The organism is Flavobacterium micromati, from assembly GCF_900129585.1.
In the GTDB taxonomy this organism is placed as follows: Bacteria; Bacteroidota; Bacteroidia; order Flavobacteriales; family Flavobacteriaceae; genus Flavobacterium; species Flavobacterium micromati.
On the sequence record NZ_FQWF01000006.1, the window covers coordinates 54,387 to 71,662 of the forward strand.

General features: G+C 32.9%; 16 protein-coding genes. 7 read left to right on the top strand and 9 right to left on the bottom strand.

Going from position 1 to position 17,276, the window contains the following annotated elements; translation table 11 throughout:
* Positions 1–5 precede the first annotated feature (5 nt).
* Positions 6–3,674, bottom strand: coding sequence for an SNF2-related protein (locus tag BUB42_RS07710; protein WP_073018870.1), 3,669 nt, complete (start codon positions 3,672–3,674; stop codon positions 6–8).
* A gap of 23 nt (positions 3,675–3,697) precedes the next feature.
* Positions 3,698–5,725 carry a M3 family metallopeptidase gene (locus tag BUB42_RS07715; RefSeq protein WP_073018872.1) on the bottom strand — a complete coding sequence of 676 codons (2,028 nt, stop codon included), beginning with the start codon at positions 5,723–5,725 and terminating at the stop codon, positions 3,698–3,700.
* A gap of 226 nt (positions 5,726–5,951) precedes the next feature.
* Here BUB42_RS07715 and BUB42_RS07720 point away from each other — a divergent pair, with 226 nt between their 5' ends.
* Entirely contained in the window at positions 5,952–6,623 is a 672-nt protein-coding gene (locus BUB42_RS07720; RefSeq protein ID WP_073018873.1) for a hypothetical protein, read from the top strand.
* Positions 6,624–6,751: 128 nt separating this feature from the next.
* On the opposite strand, the gene purE is transcribed toward BUB42_RS07720, so the two are convergent.
* The 7 genes from purE to BUB42_RS07755 form a co-directional block, all read right to left on the bottom strand.
* The gene (gene purE, locus BUB42_RS07725; protein WP_073018875.1) at positions 6,752–7,234 is read right to left on the bottom strand and encodes a 5-(carboxyamino)imidazole ribonucleotide mutase; all 483 of its coding nucleotides are present in this window, start codon (positions 7,232–7,234) and stop codon (positions 6,752–6,754) included.
* A 77-nt stretch (positions 7,235–7,311) separates the two neighbouring features.
* The gene (locus tag BUB42_RS07730; protein ID WP_073018877.1) at positions 7,312–7,515 is read right to left on the bottom strand and encodes a hypothetical protein; all 204 of its coding nucleotides are present in this window, start codon (positions 7,513–7,515) and stop codon (positions 7,312–7,314) included.
* A 15-nt stretch (positions 7,516–7,530) separates the two neighbouring features.
* On the bottom strand, positions 7,531–7,872 hold the full coding sequence (locus tag BUB42_RS07735) for a type II toxin-antitoxin system PemK/MazF family toxin (protein WP_073018879.1): 342 nt from the start codon (positions 7,870–7,872) through the stop codon (positions 7,531–7,533).
* Positions 7,862–8,092 carry a ribbon-helix-helix domain-containing protein gene (locus tag BUB42_RS07740; protein WP_073018881.1) on the bottom strand — a complete coding sequence of 77 codons (231 nt, stop codon included), beginning with the start codon at positions 8,090–8,092 and terminating at the stop codon, positions 7,862–7,864. Before BUB42_RS07740 ends, BUB42_RS07735 begins: the two co-directional genes overlap by 11 nt.
* 87 nt (positions 8,093–8,179) lie before the next feature.
* A complete protein-coding gene (locus BUB42_RS07745; protein WP_073018883.1) occupies positions 8,180–9,337 on the bottom strand; it encodes a 5-(carboxyamino)imidazole ribonucleotide synthase in 1,158 nt (385 codons plus the stop codon).
* Between the two features lie 71 nt (positions 9,338–9,408).
* The gene (locus tag BUB42_RS07750; protein ID WP_073018885.1) at positions 9,409–9,831 is read right to left on the bottom strand and encodes a type II toxin-antitoxin system VapC family toxin; all 423 of its coding nucleotides are present in this window, start codon (positions 9,829–9,831) and stop codon (positions 9,409–9,411) included.
* Positions 9,821–10,072: a DUF6364 family protein gene (locus BUB42_RS07755; RefSeq protein WP_073018887.1), complete on the bottom strand. Its 252-nt coding sequence runs from the start codon at positions 10,070–10,072 to the stop codon at positions 9,821–9,823. Before BUB42_RS07755 ends, BUB42_RS07750 begins: the two co-directional genes overlap by 11 nt.
* Positions 10,073–10,428: 356 nt before the next feature.
* Between BUB42_RS07755 and hpt the strand changes: the two genes are divergently transcribed.
* From hpt to BUB42_RS07785, 6 genes are all read left to right on the top strand, one after another.
* On the top strand, positions 10,429–10,959 hold the full coding sequence (gene hpt, locus BUB42_RS07760) for a hypoxanthine phosphoribosyltransferase (RefSeq protein WP_073018889.1): 531 nt from the start codon (positions 10,429–10,431) through the stop codon (positions 10,957–10,959).
* 12 nt (positions 10,960–10,971) lie between these two features.
* Positions 10,972–11,544 carry an adenylate kinase gene (locus tag BUB42_RS07765; RefSeq protein WP_073018891.1) on the top strand — a complete coding sequence of 191 codons (573 nt, stop codon included), beginning with the start codon at positions 10,972–10,974 and terminating at the stop codon, positions 11,542–11,544.
* 219 nt (positions 11,545–11,763) lie between these two features.
* The gene (locus tag BUB42_RS07770; protein ID WP_073018892.1) at positions 11,764–13,035 is read left to right on the top strand and encodes a hemolysin family protein; all 1,272 of its coding nucleotides are present in this window, start codon (positions 11,764–11,766) and stop codon (positions 13,033–13,035) included.
* Between the two features lie 82 nt (positions 13,036–13,117).
* Positions 13,118–14,119: a GTPase ObgE gene (gene obgE, locus BUB42_RS07775; RefSeq protein WP_073018894.1), complete on the top strand. Its 1,002-nt coding sequence runs from the start codon at positions 13,118–13,120 to the stop codon at positions 14,117–14,119.
* Positions 14,120–14,297: 178 nt separating this feature from the next.
* Positions 14,298–16,442: a S46 family peptidase gene (locus tag BUB42_RS07780; protein ID WP_073018896.1), complete on the top strand. Its 2,145-nt coding sequence runs from the start codon at positions 14,298–14,300 to the stop codon at positions 16,440–16,442.
* A 120-nt stretch (positions 16,443–16,562) separates the two neighbouring features.
* Positions 16,563–17,240 (top strand): tetratricopeptide repeat protein, encoded by a 678-nt coding sequence (locus BUB42_RS07785; protein WP_073018898.1) that lies wholly within the window; start codon positions 16,563–16,565, stop codon positions 17,238–17,240.
* Positions 17,241–17,276 lie beyond the last annotated feature (36 nt).

Consider the following 17,276-nt stretch of genomic DNA (forward strand, 5'->3'; position numbering starts at 1 on the left):
TTCAATTATCGAAACAATTCCTTTACTTCATTAATATCAAATGATTTCTTCTCCTCATCTATTGTGATGATACTTGAAGCTACTTTTTTCTTTTTTTGTTGCAACGATACAATTTTTTCCTCGATGGTATCTTTACAAATCATTCGATATGCCATTACTTTTTTAGTTTGACCTATGCGATAACAGCGATCTATAGCTTGATTTTCGACGGCAGGATTCCACCACGGATCAATGATAAAAACGTAATCAGCCTCGGTAAGATTTAAGCCAGTACCACCTGCTTTTAAACTTATAAGGAATACTCTAACATCAGCATTATTCTGAAAATTCTCTACTCTTTCTTGCCTGTTGGTAGTTTGTCCATCGAGGTATTCGTAATGAATATGGTCTTCTTCGAGTCTTGTTTTTACAATTTGCAACATTTTTACAAACTGAGAAAAAACTAAAATTTTGTGATTTCCTGTTTTCTCTTTTATGTTTTCCATTAGTGCTTCTAACTTCACTGAATAATTGCCAAAATCTTCCTCGGAGGGAATTAGCGCTGTCGAATTGCATATTTGTCTCAATTTAGTCAAACCTTCTAAAATGTACATTTGTGATTTCTCAACGCCGTTTTCGTCAATTTTGTTCAGTAAATAATCACGGTATTTGTTTTTAAAAGTAGTGTAAACAGCACGCTGTTCTTTTTCCATTTCACAAAAAATAATACTTTCGGTTTTTTCCGGCAATTCGGTTGCAACTTGCTCTTTAGTTCGTCGCAACATAAACGGCGTTATTATTTTACTTAATATTTGCGAAGCGTCAACATCTTTTTCTTTATCGATTGCATCCGAAAAGTTATTCTTAAAATGTGTCATATTACCTAATAATCCAGGATTTAAGAAATTAAGTTGTGCATATAAGTCAAAAGTATTATTTTCTATAGGTGTTCCCGTAAGCGCAATTCTGTTGTAAGAATGCAGCAATCTCACCGCTTTGTATCGCTTTGAATTTGGATTTTTTATGGCTTGACTTTCGTCCAAAATAACATAATTAAACTTGAAATCTTTCAAAAAGTCAATATCATTTAGTAAAGATCCGTAAGTCGAAATAATTAAATCATATTTCGTGAAATTATCTTTGTTTTCTAATCGGCTAGCTCCGGTAAAAGTGAGCATCTTCAAGCTAGGACAGAACTTTTCTATTTCATTTCTCCAATTAAAAATTAGAGAAGTGGGTGCAATAATTAAAGAGGGTTCATTCTTGGGATTGCTTATTTTTAAATGCTGCAAAAACGCGATAGTTTGCAAAGTTTTACCCAATCCCATATCGTCAGCTAAACAACCACCCAACTGATTTTTATCCAGAAAAGCGAGCCAGTTTAAACCGTGATGCTGATAATCTCGCAGTTTTGCTTTTATTCCTTTTGGTATAGCAATTGCTTCAATTTCAGAAATGTTTTGCAGGCGTATTTTTTTATTGTATAATTCTTCCAAGAATGCCGGTTTACTGTCCATTTCTTGATACAATTCGTCTATGATTCCAAATTGATAATTTGACATTTGGATTCCGTTTTTCTTGATCTCACCAGATTTAAAATAATTGGCGAATTTCTTCATCCAATCTTCTGGCAGAATTCCTAACGTTCCATCGCCAAGTGTAACATAATTTGATTTTTTCAGAAAAGCCTTTTGTAATTCCTTAATATTTACTTTTTGATTGCCAAAGCTAATATCGATTTCAATATCAAACCAGTCAATATCTGATTTTAAATTGACACGAATAACAGGTTTGTTTAAATTGAATTTGAATGATTTTAATTCATTTGCACCAAAAACAGTAATGCCTAATTGCTTCATTCTTTCGGTGGCGTGCAGCATCCAATAGTTCTCAAATAGTTCCTCGGGGGTGAGAAAAAATAGATTTTCTTGAGTTTCAAATTTGGGATGTAAACCTCTAAATTCTTCAATGAAATTATCCTCAAAAGATTGATTTCGTTCCTTGTATGTGATTTTCGTGTCTTCGGTGGCTTCGAGCAATAACTCATTTGAAAATACTGGAACAAGTGTTTTATCGTATTGAATGACAGGTTTAAAAACAATATATTGTCCCTCTAAATCGGACATATAAATTTGCTTTACAATATTTTCTGAATTGGTTTTGGCTTTAGATTTCTTGAAAATAGTTGTTTGAATTTCAAATTTCTTAGATAGCGGTAAAACTACCTTTTCAATAAAATTAGGTACATCTTTCTTAAAGTAATTAATTTCGGCTTTATTTACAAAATTACTTATGTGTGCCGCTACATTGGCATTTGGAATGGGATAAGCGTTACCCTCGAAGAAAATAAACAAATTACTTACAATTATTGATGAACTATTAAGGTTAAAGTCTTTATCTCCAATTGCTATTTTTGCTTTGAGTGTATAGAAATATTTATTTTCGCTTATCGTAAAAAACAATCTTATTTTTGTTTCTTCTATTTTTGTTAAAGTTAAATTTTTCCTCGTTAAGCTAGATGTATCGTCATGTTTAAAGACCAAAAGCGTTTTCCATAATGGTAATAAAATTTCTAAATTTTCAAATGCTTTAGTCAAATAGCCTATTTCCCTTTTTGATTCGTAAGTCTCAATTAAATCATTTAACTGTAATGATTTTATAATTATAGTTTCGTTCTTTTCATGAAGGAATAAGTGCATAGATTCATTTATACTATAATAATTAAGTTCGGAAATACTGGATGCAAAATCGTTTTTTGCCTTGTTATATTTAGCTTGAAATGGGATTACTCCTGTAAATTTTTTTCCTATAAAGCCAAAATAAATCCCTAATCCAAAGTCGAGATCAAAATGATCTGGTGTAGGTAGTTGCCCACTTAACTCTACTGCTTCATTTGCGTAAATAGCAGAAAAGTCTTGAAATCCTTGCTGAATATTTTTGTACTTTGAAGTTGCTTGAAATCCTTTTTTAGTAATTTGAAAATCAAATATTTCCTCGATCCCAGCAGTTTCAGTTAGATTATACTGTTGTAAAAATGTTGCGATTTTTTGTGCTAAATAATTTGTACTAAAGAAATTTTCGCCCAGTTTCTTTTTAATAGTTTTTAAGCTAAAACCTACATGGTCGCATGGTTTTTCTTTATTAGAACAAGTACAGCTAGTTTCTAAAATCTTAGTTTCACCATCAAAACGTATGGTTTGTTGGAAGTTGCCCCAGTCTGAGAATAATGTTTTTACCTCCGTTTGTGAGGCATTGCTAACTTGTATATGATTTTCATAATAACTATTGTAGCGCGACGGAAATCGAGATAGAACGACATCCGATAGAAGCTCGTTCACTAAATGCGCTTGATTTAATCTCAAGTTTTTTACATCTGTTAAATCATTTAGATTATTTAAAATACTATTTGGTTTTTTAATAATGACTTTACAAATGTCGTTAAGAGCTGCAATTATATGTTTACAAAGACCTCCATGATCGTAGGGACAGTTGCAGGAGGTTTGAATTTTTTTTGGATTAGAGATATTAATTTCTATCTGATATGGTGCAGTAGCTCCGCCAAGATACTCAAACTCAAACTGACCAAAATAAGTATTTGTCAACGTTGGACTTATGTTCTTCGCATTGGCGATGCTACTTTTACTGCTATTTTCTTTTAGATAATCTTGTATATATTTTAGGTCAGTTGGCTCCATTATTAAACGATATAAATCAGTATTTAAATTAACCCCGCTCTTTTCAACAAAGCATCTGGCTTTGGTTCTTGGCCTCTAAAACGTTTGTATAATTCCATCGGTGGTTCAGTTCCACCTTTAGAAAGTACGTTTTCTTTAAATTTGGTTGCGACCTCTTTATTAAAAATTCCTTTTTCTTTAAAGTATTCAAAGGCATCTGCATCTAAAACTTCTGCCCATTTATAACTATAGTAACCAGAAGAATAACCACCTTGAAAAATATGTGAAAATGCAGTACTCATCGCGTTTTCAGCAACTTCGGGATACAATTGTGTGGCGGAAAATTGTTCAGTTTCGAAAGTTTTAATATCTGTAATATTCGAAGGATCTTGGCCGTGCCAACCCATATCTAGCAATCCAAAACTCAACTGACGCATTGTTGCTAATCCTTCTTGAAAACTCGCGCTTTCTTTGATTTTGTTTACGAAGTCTTGCGGAATCACCTCGCCGGTTTCATAATGCGTTGCAAATAAAGCCAGAGCTTCGGGTTCGTAACACCAGTTTTCCATCACTTGACTTGGCAATTCGACAAAGTCCCAATAAACAGAAGTTCCTGATAAACTGGGATAAGTGGTGTTGGCCAACATTCCGTGTAATCCATGTCCAAATTCATGAAATAACGTAGTTACTTCGTTAAAAGTCAATAAAGATGGTTTCGTTTCAGTAGGTTTCGTAAAATTACAAACGTTCGAAATGTGCGGTCTTTCGTTTACGCCATCTTTTAGATATTGTGATTTAAATGAGGTCATCCAAGCGCCATTGCGTTTCCCTTTTCGAGGAAAAAAATCAGCGTAAAATACAGCTACTAAATCCTTTTTTTTATCTGTAACTTCGTAAGTAATTACTTCAGGATGGTATTTATCAATATCAAATACTTCTGTAAAAGTCAGTCCGTATAATTTATCAGCAATCGTAAAAGCACCTTTTAAGACTTTCTCTAACTGAAAATACGGTTTTAATTTTTCATCATCTAAATTAAAAAGCTTTTGTTTTAATTTTTCAGAATAATAACTGCCATCCCATTTTTCTAACTGTTCGATTCCGTCTATTTCTTTGGCGAAAGCCGATAATTCTTCGAATTCTTTTAGTGCTGCAGGTTTGGCTTTTGCCAAAAGATCATTGGAGAACGAAAGTACTTTTTCTGGGCTTTGTGCCATTCTTTCTTCTAAAACAAAATGAGCATGCGTTGCGTATCCTAATAATTGGGCCCTTTCAAAACGTAATTTAGTAATTTTTAAAACGATTGCCTGATTGTCAAATTCATTGTTTTGAAAACCTCGAGATCCAAAAGCAATTGCTAATTTTTTACGCAGTTCACGATTATCGGCGTAAGTCATAAAAGGAACATAACTAGGATGGTCTAAAGTAAATATCCAACCTTCTTTATCTTGTGCTTTCGCCAAAGAACGAGCTGCTTCAATGGTGCCTTCTGGTAAACCTGCTAAATCTTTTTCATCTGTCAAATGCATTTCGAAAGCATTGGTTTCAGCCAAAATATTTTCGCCAAATTGCAAACTTAATTTTGATAGTTCTTTGTCAATTATGCGTAGTTCATTTTTTTTATCTTCAGGTAGATTTGCTCCGTTGCGTGAAAAGCTTTTATATTTTTTGTCTAATAAAGTGCTCTGTTCTGCGGTAAGTTGAATAGATTTTCTTGAATTATAAACTGCTTTTACCCTTGCAAATAGTTCAGGGTTTAATCGGATGTCGTTTCCAAATTCAGATAAAAGTGGGGAAATTTCTTGTGCAATTTTTTGCATTTCATCATTGGTTTCAGCCGAATTTAAGTTGAAGAAAACACTAGAAGCTCGATCAAGAATTTCGCCGGTGTAATCCATTGCTTCAATGGTGTTTTCAAAGGTTGGAGCGTCAGGATTATTTACGATAGAATCAATTTCGGCTTTGGCCAAAGTGATTCCTTGCTGAATAGCAGGTAAAAAATCTTCGTTTTTTATTTGTGAAAAAGGAGCTGTATTGTGTTTAGTAGAAAAGTATTTTGTTAAGATATTCATTGCTAGTGTGGTTGTTCCTATTAATTATTTTGAATTTTTTATTTTCACAAAGGTAGCGATTTATAAAAAAGACAATGATAAAATAGAGGTGATTATCTTTCCGTAGTTTATGAGGATTCGTGTTATAGTTATGTTATTTATTTTTTTGAAAGTTTTTAAAGGCGTAATTTCGAGTAAAGGTTAATTATTGCAAAAAATTAGTCAAAAATCATTTTAAAATAAGATTATGAATTATCAAATTATAATAAAGCGAGTTGATACTGTGAATGAACTAGAAGGATATTGGTCAGATGAAGATCTTATTCATTTACTAGAAAAATTCAATTATCCAGACGGCGCAACTGCTGAGAAAAAGAATTTACCAGAATTGTTAGAAATGGCTATCTCAGATTACGAGCCCAATGAGGCCGCCGAAATTGTCCTTACCTATAAATTGTCGGAGGAATTAAATGAGGGACAAATTCAGCAAATTTCACATAACATGTTAATCGATAAAGTATGCGAGGAATATCCTGAAATTCACCTGCAAGGAAGATTATTTCATACAAACCAATTACTTTTTAAGGCCTATAACGGAAAGTTTCCAAATGCAAAAGCCTCAGTTGTGCATTTCTCAATGACACCTGATGAAGATAAAACGGCAAAGGTTTTGACTAAAGAAAACGTGTTAAAATTATTAAATAACGGATTGTCTGATAGAAATCTTATTAAACGATTGTTTGATGATCAAATCTCTCAAAACATTCCTTTTCCAGAAGCCGAAGGAATTATTTGGGAATTAAAAACAGACGACAATGTAAATTATACTTTAGTGACTTCAGAGAATTGGATAAATAATGAAGATCTAATTAGTTCAGAATTTGAAAGTATATTGGAAGAAATTATCGAAGAGGTTTAATTGTAGATCACAAAGCTATAAAACGTCAAAGGCCTCCTGAAATTCGAGGCCTTTGATTTTTGTGTTTTTTTCCGACACGAATTTTACGAATTAGCACAAATTAATTACAGAGCTTTATGTCTTAATTTTTATTTTTTCAAACTTTCCGAAGCTTTATTTACGGCCTCTTTCAATTCTAACTTATAAGCAATTATGCGGTCTAAAATTTCTTTGTTGCTGCTTCCAATAATTTGAGCCGCTAGAATTCCAGCATTTTTTGCTCCATTTAGTGCTACAGTTGCTACAGGAACGCCGCCTGGCATTTGTAAAATAGATAAAACCGAATCCCAACCATCAATAGAATTACTTGATTTCACTGGAACACCAATCACCGGAAGTGGTGACATTGATGCGACCATTCCTGGTAAATGCGCCGCGCCTCCAGCTCCGGCAATGACCACTGAAATTCCTCTTAAATGAGCGTTTTGACTGAAATCAAATAATTTTTCAGGTGTTCTGTGAGCCGATACAACATCAACTTCCACCTCGATTTTAAATGATTTTAATATATCTATTGCTTCTTGCATTACAGGCATATCGGAGATACTTCCCATTATTACGGCTACTTTCATATTAGCCCCCTAATCCCGCCTTGGCGGGGGAATTCCTACTAGGGGTAAGTAGGGTTTTAGTTAATTTTATTATTAGGTTAGTCTTTTAAATCATTGAAAAGAACATAAAGTACAAAGACGAAGAATAGAAGGGCGATTAAAGAAAATGAAATTATTAAAAAATTTACAATTCGAATCCCTAAATATTCGTTTCTATCTACCAATTTGTCGTAAGCCTCTTTTAAATAATTAGAGTTATCTGCTATATTTAAAAAGTGAAGGAAAGCTGTAAATAAATCCATTTTCCAAATTTTAAATTAATCCAATATTATTTTTAAATTTTCTTGAACTTTCCGAGCTAAATTTTCAGGTAATGTTCCAATTTTTTTTAGCAATCTAGTGTTGTCTATTGCTCTTATTTGGTCGATCATAATATCACAATCCTGTTCAGTATTTGCGATTCCCTTTTGAATGTTTACTCTTAATATATCTGCTTTAGGCTTTACTATTGAAGTGATCGGACAAATTACGGTAGAAGGATGTTCAATGTTATTTAGTAAATCCGTTTGAACAATTAATACGGGTCTTATTTTACCCAACTCTGTTCCATTTCGTGGATTTAGATTAGCAAGCCAAATTTCAAATTGATTAATTTTCATAATCAAAATCTTCAAATTCGCTCAAAATATCCATCGAATTTTCAGCAACTAATTTTGATTCCGCTTTTAGTTTTTTTGCTAACAAGCTTTTTTTATTGACTTTGTTATAAAATTCTATTGCTTCGTTTATGTAACGATTCCGAGGTTTATCTAATGATTCTAAAATGTTTTCCGTTTCACTAAATATAACATCGTCAATTTTTAAAGAAATAGTTTTCATAATGTCATTTTTTTTTACACAAAGGTATATATAAATGGTATATACTAATTAACGAAAAAAGCTAAAAAGTTCCAAATCACTATATTTTTACAATCTACTAATCACTCTTATACTTTTCTTCACATCCTCGGCAATTCGTCTGGCTTCATTAATGTCTTTATTTACAATAGTAACGTGCCCCATTTTTCTAAAGGGTCTTGTTTGCTTCTTTCCGTAAATATGAGGAGTAACTCCATTCCAAGCTAATATCTTTTCGATATTTTCATAGACAACATCTCCAGAAAAACCTTCGGCGCCAACTAAATTCACCATAATTCCAGCCACTTTACTATCAGTATTTCCTAAAGGCAAATCTAAAATAGCTCTTAAATGATTTTCAAATTGTGAAGTATAACTCGCCTCAATAGAATAATGTCCAGAATTATGTGGTCGTGGTGCGACCTCGTTTACAATAATCTCGTCATCCTCTGTTTGGAACATTTCTACCGCTAAAAGTCCAACATGATTGAATTTTTCAGAAACATGTAAGGCAATAGTTTTTGCTTTTTCGGAAACTTCATCGCCTATTCGAGCAGGACAAATCACATATTCAACTTGGTTGGCTTCGGGATGAAACTCCATTTCAACTACAGGATACGCTTTTATTTCGCCGGTAGGGGAACGACAAACAATCACCGCTAATTCATTTTTAAACGGAATCATTTCCTCTGCAATGCATTCTACATTCGCTAGATTATCTAAATCAGAAATTTGTCTAATAACTTTTACGCCGTTTCCGTCGTATCCAAATTCAGTACATTTCCATACAAAAGGAAGCGTTATTTTCGCATCTAAAATAGAAACTATTAAAGCTTTTAAATCACTAAATCGTTGATAATTTGCCGTTGGAATAGCATTTTTTGTATAAAAATCTTTTTGAACACCTTTGTTTTGAATCAGTTTCAACGTTTTGGGAGAAGGATAAACTTTTAATCCTTCTTCCTCTAATTTTACTAAAGCTTCCAAATTAACTAATTCAATTTCGAAAGTCAAAATATCAACTAATTTCCCAAAATTATAAACAGTTTCAAAGTCCATTAAATCTCCCTTGACGAATTTATCGCAAGCTATTTTGCAAGGCGCTTCGTCACTAGGATCCAAAACATAAGTTTGTATGTCGAATTTGCGAGTGTCAAACAACATCATTTTGCCGAGTTGACCGCCGCCTAATATGCCGAGTTTAAAATCAGAAGAAAAATAATTCATTTGTTTTAGTTATTGTTTGTTAACGGTCAAATGCAGTCGCTACGCTCGTGTCATTGTGTAGATGTAATTGTTTAGTGTAATGCGTTTAAAAATTCATTAGGTGTAAATATCTTTATTTCAGCATTTTTATAATCTTTTAAATCTCTAGTCACAATACAATCCATATCGCTGATAGATTGAGCGGAAATTATTTGAATAGCATCTTCAAAATCTTTATGATTGGATTTAAGACTTTTCCTCAGGATCTCCTCAGTCACAGGAATTATTAAAATTGTATCTAATAAATCCTCGATGATAGATCGTAATTCGACTTCGTTTACCATTTTTTTTACAATATAATGTAATGTTCCGATAGAATGAGAAGTGGAGTATGTATTAATTTTGTTGTGCTGGCAATAATCAAAAATTGCTATTGATGATTCTGCAAAAGGTTTTCTGTTGGCTACAATGTCAACTAAAACATTAGTATCTAAAAAAATATTTTTATATACCATATTTTTCTTTGTAATATTCTTCTTTAGCTTTTTTAATATCAAAGTCATCTGGAAGGGTAATACGACCGATCAATTTTCTAATTTTTGGATCAACGTTTTTGTAATCCAAATCTCTTTTCGATGTCAAATTTCTAAAATAACTTTCTACCATTTCAGATAAACTTCTACCTGTTTCTTTGGCATAAATTTTAGCTTGCTCAATGACTTCTTTTTCTAACGATAAAGTGAGTTTAGTATTCATGTACGTATAGTTTTCACAAATGTACGTAAATATTATAATTGGTTACTCATCTTCTTTAAAATTTCAGTAGCAACAGCCTTGTAAGCATAAGAATGTTTATGATATGCATCTGTAAGAATACGTTGTAATTCAGAATAAATTCAATCGTTTACTTTGCCTATTTCATAAAGTGCTCGAATTTAATATGCTTTTGTAGAAACTTTTGTCATTTGTATCAACTATATTTTTATAAAGATCCATAATCATTTGAAACATTCAAAACAGAAAATTTTAAATATACAGTATTCTTATGCTTTTTAATCTAATTTCTAAATTCAGAAATTGCTATCTTTGCCCATTATTTTAAACATTAGATAATGATACAACTTCACGATAAACAATTTGTTCCATTTATTTCTGCTAAAGAAATTCAGTTTGCCTTAGCAAAAATGGTTGCCCAAATAGAAGACGATTTTATAGATGAAATTCCGGTATTTGTCGGTGTTTTAAATGGTGCTTTTATGGTAGTTTCTGATTTTATGAAATTATATAAAAAACCATGTGAAGTCTCTTTTATAAAAATGGCTTCTTATGAAGGAACTTCCTCAACTAACGATGTAAAACAGTTAATAGGACTGAATCAAGACTTGACTGGACGTTCAGTTGTTATCATTGAAGATATTGTAGATACTGGAAACACCTTAGTAGAATTGAAAGAATTATTCAAAAAGCAAAATGTAAAACATTTTAAAATAGCGACACTTTTCTTTAAACCAGAAGCATATACTAAGGACATAAAAATCGATTATATTGGGATCCGAATTCCAAATAAATTCATTGTAGGTTACGGTTTGGATTATGATGGTTTGGGTCGGAATTTATCAGAAGTTTATAAATTAAAAGAATAACTACACAACAACATGACTAATATCGTTTTATTTGGAAAACCAGGAGCTGGTAAAGGAACTCAAGCTGAATTTCTAAAAGAAAAGTATAAATTAACACATATTTCAACTGGAGATGTATTTCGTTTTAATTTAAAAAATGATACTGAACTTGGTAAACAAGCCAGAGTTTTCATGGATGCGGGCGATTTAGTTCCAGATGAATTGACCACTAAAATGCTAATTGACGAGGTGAACAAACACCCAAATACGAACGGAATTTTGTTTGACGGATATCCCCGAACATTATCGCAATCAGTGGCATTGGATGAATTTTTGACTTCTATTAATTCAAAAGTTGCAGCAACAATTGCACTAGAAGCCGATGATGAAATTTTAATCCAGCGTTTGTTAGAAAGAGGAAAAACAAGCGGGAGAATAGACGATCAAGATGAAGAAAAAATCAGAAATCGTTACCAAGAATACAATGAAAAAACAGCGCCCTTAATGGATTATTACAAAGCGCAAGGTAAATTTTTTCCAGTAAATGGAATTGGCTCTATTGCTGAAATCACAGATAGAGTCAGTGCAGTTATCGATAATTTATAGAAGCTATTTCCAGCTGTACGTTACAAGTCCTCACTTACAAAACGTATTTTCTAAGCCATAAAAGGAGCTTTCGCTGGTCGCTCTTTTCTGTTAAGAAAATTACTTTTTATAAGTTCCGGGCTTTCCACTGCCATCTGGGCTAAAATAAGAATGATTAAGAATAATCGATTTAAAAATGAAAAATCGAGTAAGAATACCTAAACGAATCAAAATATAACATTGGAAATAGTAATAATATTTTTTCTAATACTGCTAAATGGGGTTTTCTCTATGTCCGAAATCGCCTTGATCTCAGCACGAAAAAATAGATTAGAAACAGCAGCAAAAAAAGGAAATAAAAGCGCAAAAATAGCACTTGATTTGGCTAATTCGCCAAATAAATTTTTGTCAACCGTACAAATAGGAATCACTTTAATAGGGATTCTTACTGGTATTTACAGTGGCGATAAAATAACCTCTGATGTTCAAAATTTCATACAAGGATTTGAAGTATTAAAACCTTATTCACCCGCCATTGCTGTAGGTCTGGTAGTTGTAGTATTGACTTTTTTCTCACTAGTTCTAGGGGAATTATTACCTAAAAGAATAGGATTAAATCACCCAGAAGCAATCGCTAAGGCCGTTGCGATGCCTATGAAGGTAGTGTCCATTGTAACAGCGCCTTTTATTTGGTTATTGACGCAATCAACTGAATTTCTTTTAGATGTTTTGCGAATAAAACCCACCGCTGATGGGCGCGTAACAGAAGAAGAAATAAAAGCTATAATTAAAGAGGGAACAGAAGGTGGCGAAGTGCAAGAAATAGAACAAGATATTGTGGAACGCGTTTTTCATATTGGCGACAGAAAAATAAACTCTTTAATGACACATAGAAAGTCGGTTATTTTTTTACCACTTTATGCAAACAAGGAGGAAGTAAAGAAATTTATGCTGGAGGAATTACATTCCATATATCCAGTTTATAATGGCAATTATGATGAGATTGTTGGTGTGGTGAATTTAAAGGATATTTTTGCTCATTTTGATAATGAAAATTTCAATTTGTCTGACATTATGACCGAAGCTCCTTTTATGATGGAGCAAACTACGGCTTATGTTGCGCTCGAAAATTTTAAAAAAACGGGTATTCATTATGCGTTTGTGTCTGATGAATATGGAGTTTTTCAAGGTGTGATTACGTTAAATGATATTTTAGAGGCTTTAGTTGGAGATGCGTCTGATTTTTATAAAGATGATTTTCAGTTAGTAGAACGAGAAGATGGCTCATGGTTAGTTGATGGTCATTATTCATTGCACGATTTCTTGACGTATTTTGAGTTAGATGAACTAATAAATGATTATGAAGTAACTACCGTAAGCGGTTTAATAATGACTGAACTTTCTCGTATTCCAAAACAGGGAGAGAAGTTGATTTGGCAAAAATTTCAGTTGGAAGTAATAGATATGGACGGCGTGAAGATTGATAAAGTAATGGTTAAGGCATTACAATAATTGTGTAAAGTGTTCGGTATTTTAAATTCAGCATTTTTACTGAAGCTAAAAAACCAAATTCTAAGCACTGAAAAAAAGAATTATGACAGAAGGAAATTTTGTAGATTACGTTAAAATATATGTTTCATCCGGAAAAGGAGGAAAGGGATCTACGCATTTGCATAGAGAAAAATTTATTGAAAAAGGTGGGCCAGACGGTGGTGATGGTGGCCGTGGCGGTCATGTTTATTTAGTTGGAAATAAAGGTCTTTGGACGTTGTTTCACTTAAAATTTGCACGACATATTAAAGCTGGAAATGGTGGAGATGGAAGTGGAGACCGAAGTACAGGTGCTGATGGAGATGATAAATATATCGAAGTGCCATTAGGAACGGTTGTAAAAGACAAAGAAACGGGAGAAATTCTATTCGAAATTACTGATGAGGGCGAAAAACAAATTTTGTCCCGCGGTGGTAAAGGTGGTTTAGGTAACTGGCATTTTAGAAGTTCTACAAATCAAACACCAAGATATTCGCAACCCGGTTTACCTGGCGCAGAAATGGATGTGATTTTAGAATTAAAAGTCCTTGCTGATGTTGGGCTAGTAGGTTTTCCTAATGCTGGAAAATCAACACTGTTGTCCGTACTAACTTCTGCTAAACCAAAGATTGCTGATTATCCGTTTACGACTTTAAAACCAAATCTTGGAATCGTGGCTTACAGAGATTTTCAATCATTTGTAATTGCTGATATTCCAGGAATTATTGAAGGCGCTGCTGAGGGAAAAGGTCTAGGGCATTATTTTTTACGTCATATTGAGCGTAATTCTACTTTACTATTTTTAGTTCCTGTTGATACGCCAGATATAAAAGGGGAATACGATATTTTAGTAAACGAGCTAACTAAATACAATCCTGAAATGTTAGACAAGGAGCGTATGGTTGTCATTTCTAAATGTGATATGCTAGATGATGAATTGAAAGCAGAATTAAAAACTGAGTTAGATATTTCTTTTAAAGATGTTCCATATATGTTTATTTCTTCTGTTGCACAACAAGGGCTAACAGAATTAAAAGATAAATTGTGGAAAATGTTGAATGAATAATTTGTACAAAATGTAATTTAAAGGTGTTCTAGAAATGGGGCACCTTTTTTTTGTAATATAATTACGAAATTCATAAAATTATATTAAAAAAAGGATTTTCACTGATGTTTGTTTTGTATTAAGATGTTGAAATTCCGAAAATGATTTATATTCGCACAACTAAAAAAATAATTGCATTATGAAAAAAATAATTTTATTCTTAACTATGTGCCTAATGGCTTTTCCAGCAAAAGCCGATGAAGGAATGTGGTTTTTGATGTTTATAGAAAGATTAAACCATAGAGATATGGCAAAAATGGGTCTGCAACTTACAGCCGAAGAAATTTACAGTATAAATAATCATAGTTTAAAAGACGCCGTTGTTCAATTTAATGGTGGTTGTACTGCTGAAATGGTTTCTAAAGAAGGTTTATTGTTAACTAATCATCACTGTGGATACGATGCCATTGCTGAACTTTCTTCAGAAGAGCAAAATTATCTTAAAAATGGTTTTTGGGCTAAAGACAAAGCTGCTGAGATGAAACCAAAATCGTTATTCGTTCGTTTTTTCGTTCGAATGGATGATGTTTCTAAAAGAATTTTATCAAAAGTGAATGATAAAATGACCGAAACAGAACGCAATAAAGCGATTCAGCAAGAAACTTCTTTGATCGAAAAAGAAAATAGCGAAGGTGGAAAATACACTGTTTCTGTTCGTCCTTTCTTCCAAGGTAATGAATATTACTATTTTGTTTATCAAGATTATAAAGATGTACGTTTAGTAGGAACACCTCCGGAGAGTCTAGGGAAATTTGGTGGCGACACTGATAACTGGGAATGGCCAAGACACACAGCTGATTTCTCTATGTTTAGAGTGTATGCTGATGCTAATGGTAATCCAGCTGAATACTCTAAAGATAATATGCCGTTAAAACCAAAACATTATCTACCAATAAGCTTAAAAGGAGTAGAGGAAAATGATTTTGCCATGATTTTAGGTTATCCGGGTCGCACGAATCGCTGGATGCCTGCAGGTGGGATTGAACAAAATGTGCAATTCGCTTATCCAGCATGGGTTGAAGGTGCAAAAACTGGAATGGATGTCATGAAGACATACATGGATAAGGATGAAAAGGTAAAATTAGAATATGCTTCAAAGTACGCTTCGACTGCTAATTACTGGAAAAACCGTCAAGGAATGATTGATGCTTTGACTAAAGCGGGAACGGCAAAAACGAAAGCAAAAGAAGAAGCCAAGTTCAATAAATGGGCAAATAAGACAGAGAATAAGGCTAAATATGGTTCTGTAATAGCAACCGTAAATGATTATTACACTCAAACAAATGTAAAAATGCTTCATGATAATTATTTGTCTCAATTAGTGAGAACAGCTAGTTACGGTGCAGCTCCTGCTACTTTAGGAAATTCACTAATTGCTTATTACAAAGAAAATGAAGCTAAAAAACAAGAAATGCTCCCGAGATTGAATCAACTTGTTGAAACGGTTTATGGAAAATTTCATGCTCCACTAGAAAAAGATGTTTTTATAGCTCAATTAAATTTATATACTTCAAAAGCTTCTGCTTACGGACTTCCTGAAAACATTGCTAAATTAAAAGAGGAGAATAAAGGAGATTTCACGGCGTATGTAGATATGGCTATTGGCAAAAGCATTTTTGCTACAAAAGAAAGTGTTTTGGCATTCATGAAAGATCCAAAACCAGAAAGTATTGCCAGCGATCCTTTGTATGTTATTTCTAATGAATTAATGACAAAAATGAGAGCTAAAACACCAGAGCAATTAAAAGCAGATGATGATTTTGCAATTGCTTTCCGTAATCTTGTTGCGGGTTTACGTGAGTCTAAAATGAATTCAATTCAGTATCCGGATGCCAACTCAACGTTGCGATTGACTTATGGAAAAGTACGTGCTTTGCCAGCGGATAAACGTAATGATGCTGCCGTAAATAATTATACTACAATGACGGGTTTGGTTAAAAAGTATAAAGCTGGTGATGCGGAATTTGATTTACCAGCCCGAGTATTAGAACTAAATAAGTCAAAAGACTTTGGAGAATATGCGGATAAAGATGGTTATATGCCCGTAAATTTCTTGACCGATAACGATATTACGGGAGGAAATTCAGGTTCGCCAGTATTAAACGGAAAAGGAGAACTTACAGGTATCGCATTTGATGGAAACATCGAAGCTATGGCTGGCGATGTGATATTTGATAAAAAGTTACAAAGAACAATTAACTTAGATATTCGTTATGTGCTTTGGATAATTGATAAATACGCGGGTGCTAAACACATTATTGACGAAATGACAATTGTGAGATAAAATTCTCTTCTAAAATCTAAAAGCCTCTTACCTTGTTGTCAAAATAAGTAAGAGGCTTTTTTAGTTAAACCTTTTAACATGAAAATAGATTTCAAAAGTAAATTTCGTTATTTTTGAAGAATGAAACATATATTTTATTTAATAATATTTCTGCCAATGGTGATCTGGTCTCAATCTAATTTTGAAAAAGCGGAAAAATTATTCGAAGCTGGAAAATATGATCAAGCTCAGTCTGCCTTTGAAACTCTTTTAAAAGTTAATCCTTCCAACTTAAAAACAATCGAGTATTTAGGAGATATTGCAGGAAAAAATAAATCGTGGGACAAAGCAATCACTTATTATAAAAAGCTAAAAGAACTAAAACCTGCTGAGGCTAATTATTTCTATAAATATGGAGGTGTATTGGGAATGAAAGCAAAAGAGGCTAATAAGTTTAGAGCACTTGGAATGATTGATGAAGTGAAAGCTTCTTTTTTAAAAGCAGTGAGTTTAAACCCAAAACATATCGAAGCACGGTGGGCCTTAATAGAACTATATATTCAGTTACCGGGAATTGTAGGCGGAAGCGAATCAAAAGCCATTAAATATTCTAACGAACTCTCAAAGCTTTCAGCAGTTGACGGGTATCTATCAAGAGGACATATTGAGGAATATTTCGAGAGATATGAATCTGCTGAAAAGCAATATAAAAAAGCTTTTGAACTCACCAAATCAAAAGTGGCTTATCAAAAATTATACAATTTGTATGTATACAAAATGAAAAATGCGGGAAAAGCAAAACAGTTAAAAACCTCGTAACTAACATAGTTAAATAAGGTGCCTTAGCGATACAAT

Bases quoted from the DNA above. Each gene is read 5' to 3' on its own strand.
- BUB42_RS07740 (WP_073018881.1), bottom strand. From the start codon at position 8,092: ATGAAAACTATTTCTTTAAAAATTGACGATGTTATATTTAGTGAAACG.
- BUB42_RS07755 (WP_073018887.1), bottom strand. From the start codon at position 10,072: ATGAATACTAAACTCACTTTATCGTTAGAAAAAGAAGTCATTGAGCAA.
- obgE (WP_073018894.1), top strand. From the start codon at position 13,118: ATGACAGAAGGAAATTTTGTAGATTACGTTAAAATATATGTTTCATCC.
- BUB42_RS07715 (WP_073018872.1), bottom strand. From the start codon at position 5,725: ATGAATATCTTAACAAAATACTTTTCTACTAAACACAATACAGCTCCT.
- purE (WP_073018875.1), bottom strand. From the start codon at position 7,234: ATGAAAGTAGCCGTAATAATGGGAAGTATCTCCGATATGCCTGTAATG.
- BUB42_RS07720 (WP_073018873.1), top strand. From the start codon at position 5,952: ATGAATTATCAAATTATAATAAAGCGAGTTGATACTGTGAATGAACTA.
- BUB42_RS07745 (WP_073018883.1), bottom strand. From the start codon at position 9,337: ATGAATTATTTTTCTTCTGATTTTAAACTCGGCATATTAGGCGGCGGT.
- BUB42_RS07765 (WP_073018891.1), top strand. From the start codon at position 10,972: ATGACTAATATCGTTTTATTTGGAAAACCAGGAGCTGGTAAAGGAACT.
- BUB42_RS07750 (WP_073018885.1), bottom strand. From the start codon at position 9,831: ATGGTATATAAAAATATTTTTTTAGATACTAATGTTTTAGTTGACATT.
- BUB42_RS07730 (WP_073018877.1), bottom strand. From the start codon at position 7,515: ATGGATTTATTTACAGCTTTCCTTCACTTTTTAAATATAGCAGATAAC.
- BUB42_RS07735 (WP_073018879.1), bottom strand. From the start codon at position 7,872: ATGAAAATTAATCAATTTGAAATTTGGCTTGCTAATCTAAATCCACGA.
- BUB42_RS07785 (WP_073018898.1), top strand. From the start codon at position 16,563: ATGAAACATATATTTTATTTAATAATATTTCTGCCAATGGTGATCTGG.
- hpt (WP_073018889.1), top strand. From the start codon at position 10,429: ATGATACAACTTCACGATAAACAATTTGTTCCATTTATTTCTGCTAAA.
- BUB42_RS07780 (WP_073018896.1), top strand. From the start codon at position 14,298: ATGAAAAAAATAATTTTATTCTTAACTATGTGCCTAATGGCTTTTCCA.
- BUB42_RS07710 (WP_073018870.1), bottom strand. From the start codon at position 3,674: ATGGAGCCAACTGACCTAAAATATATACAAGATTATCTAAAAGAAAAT.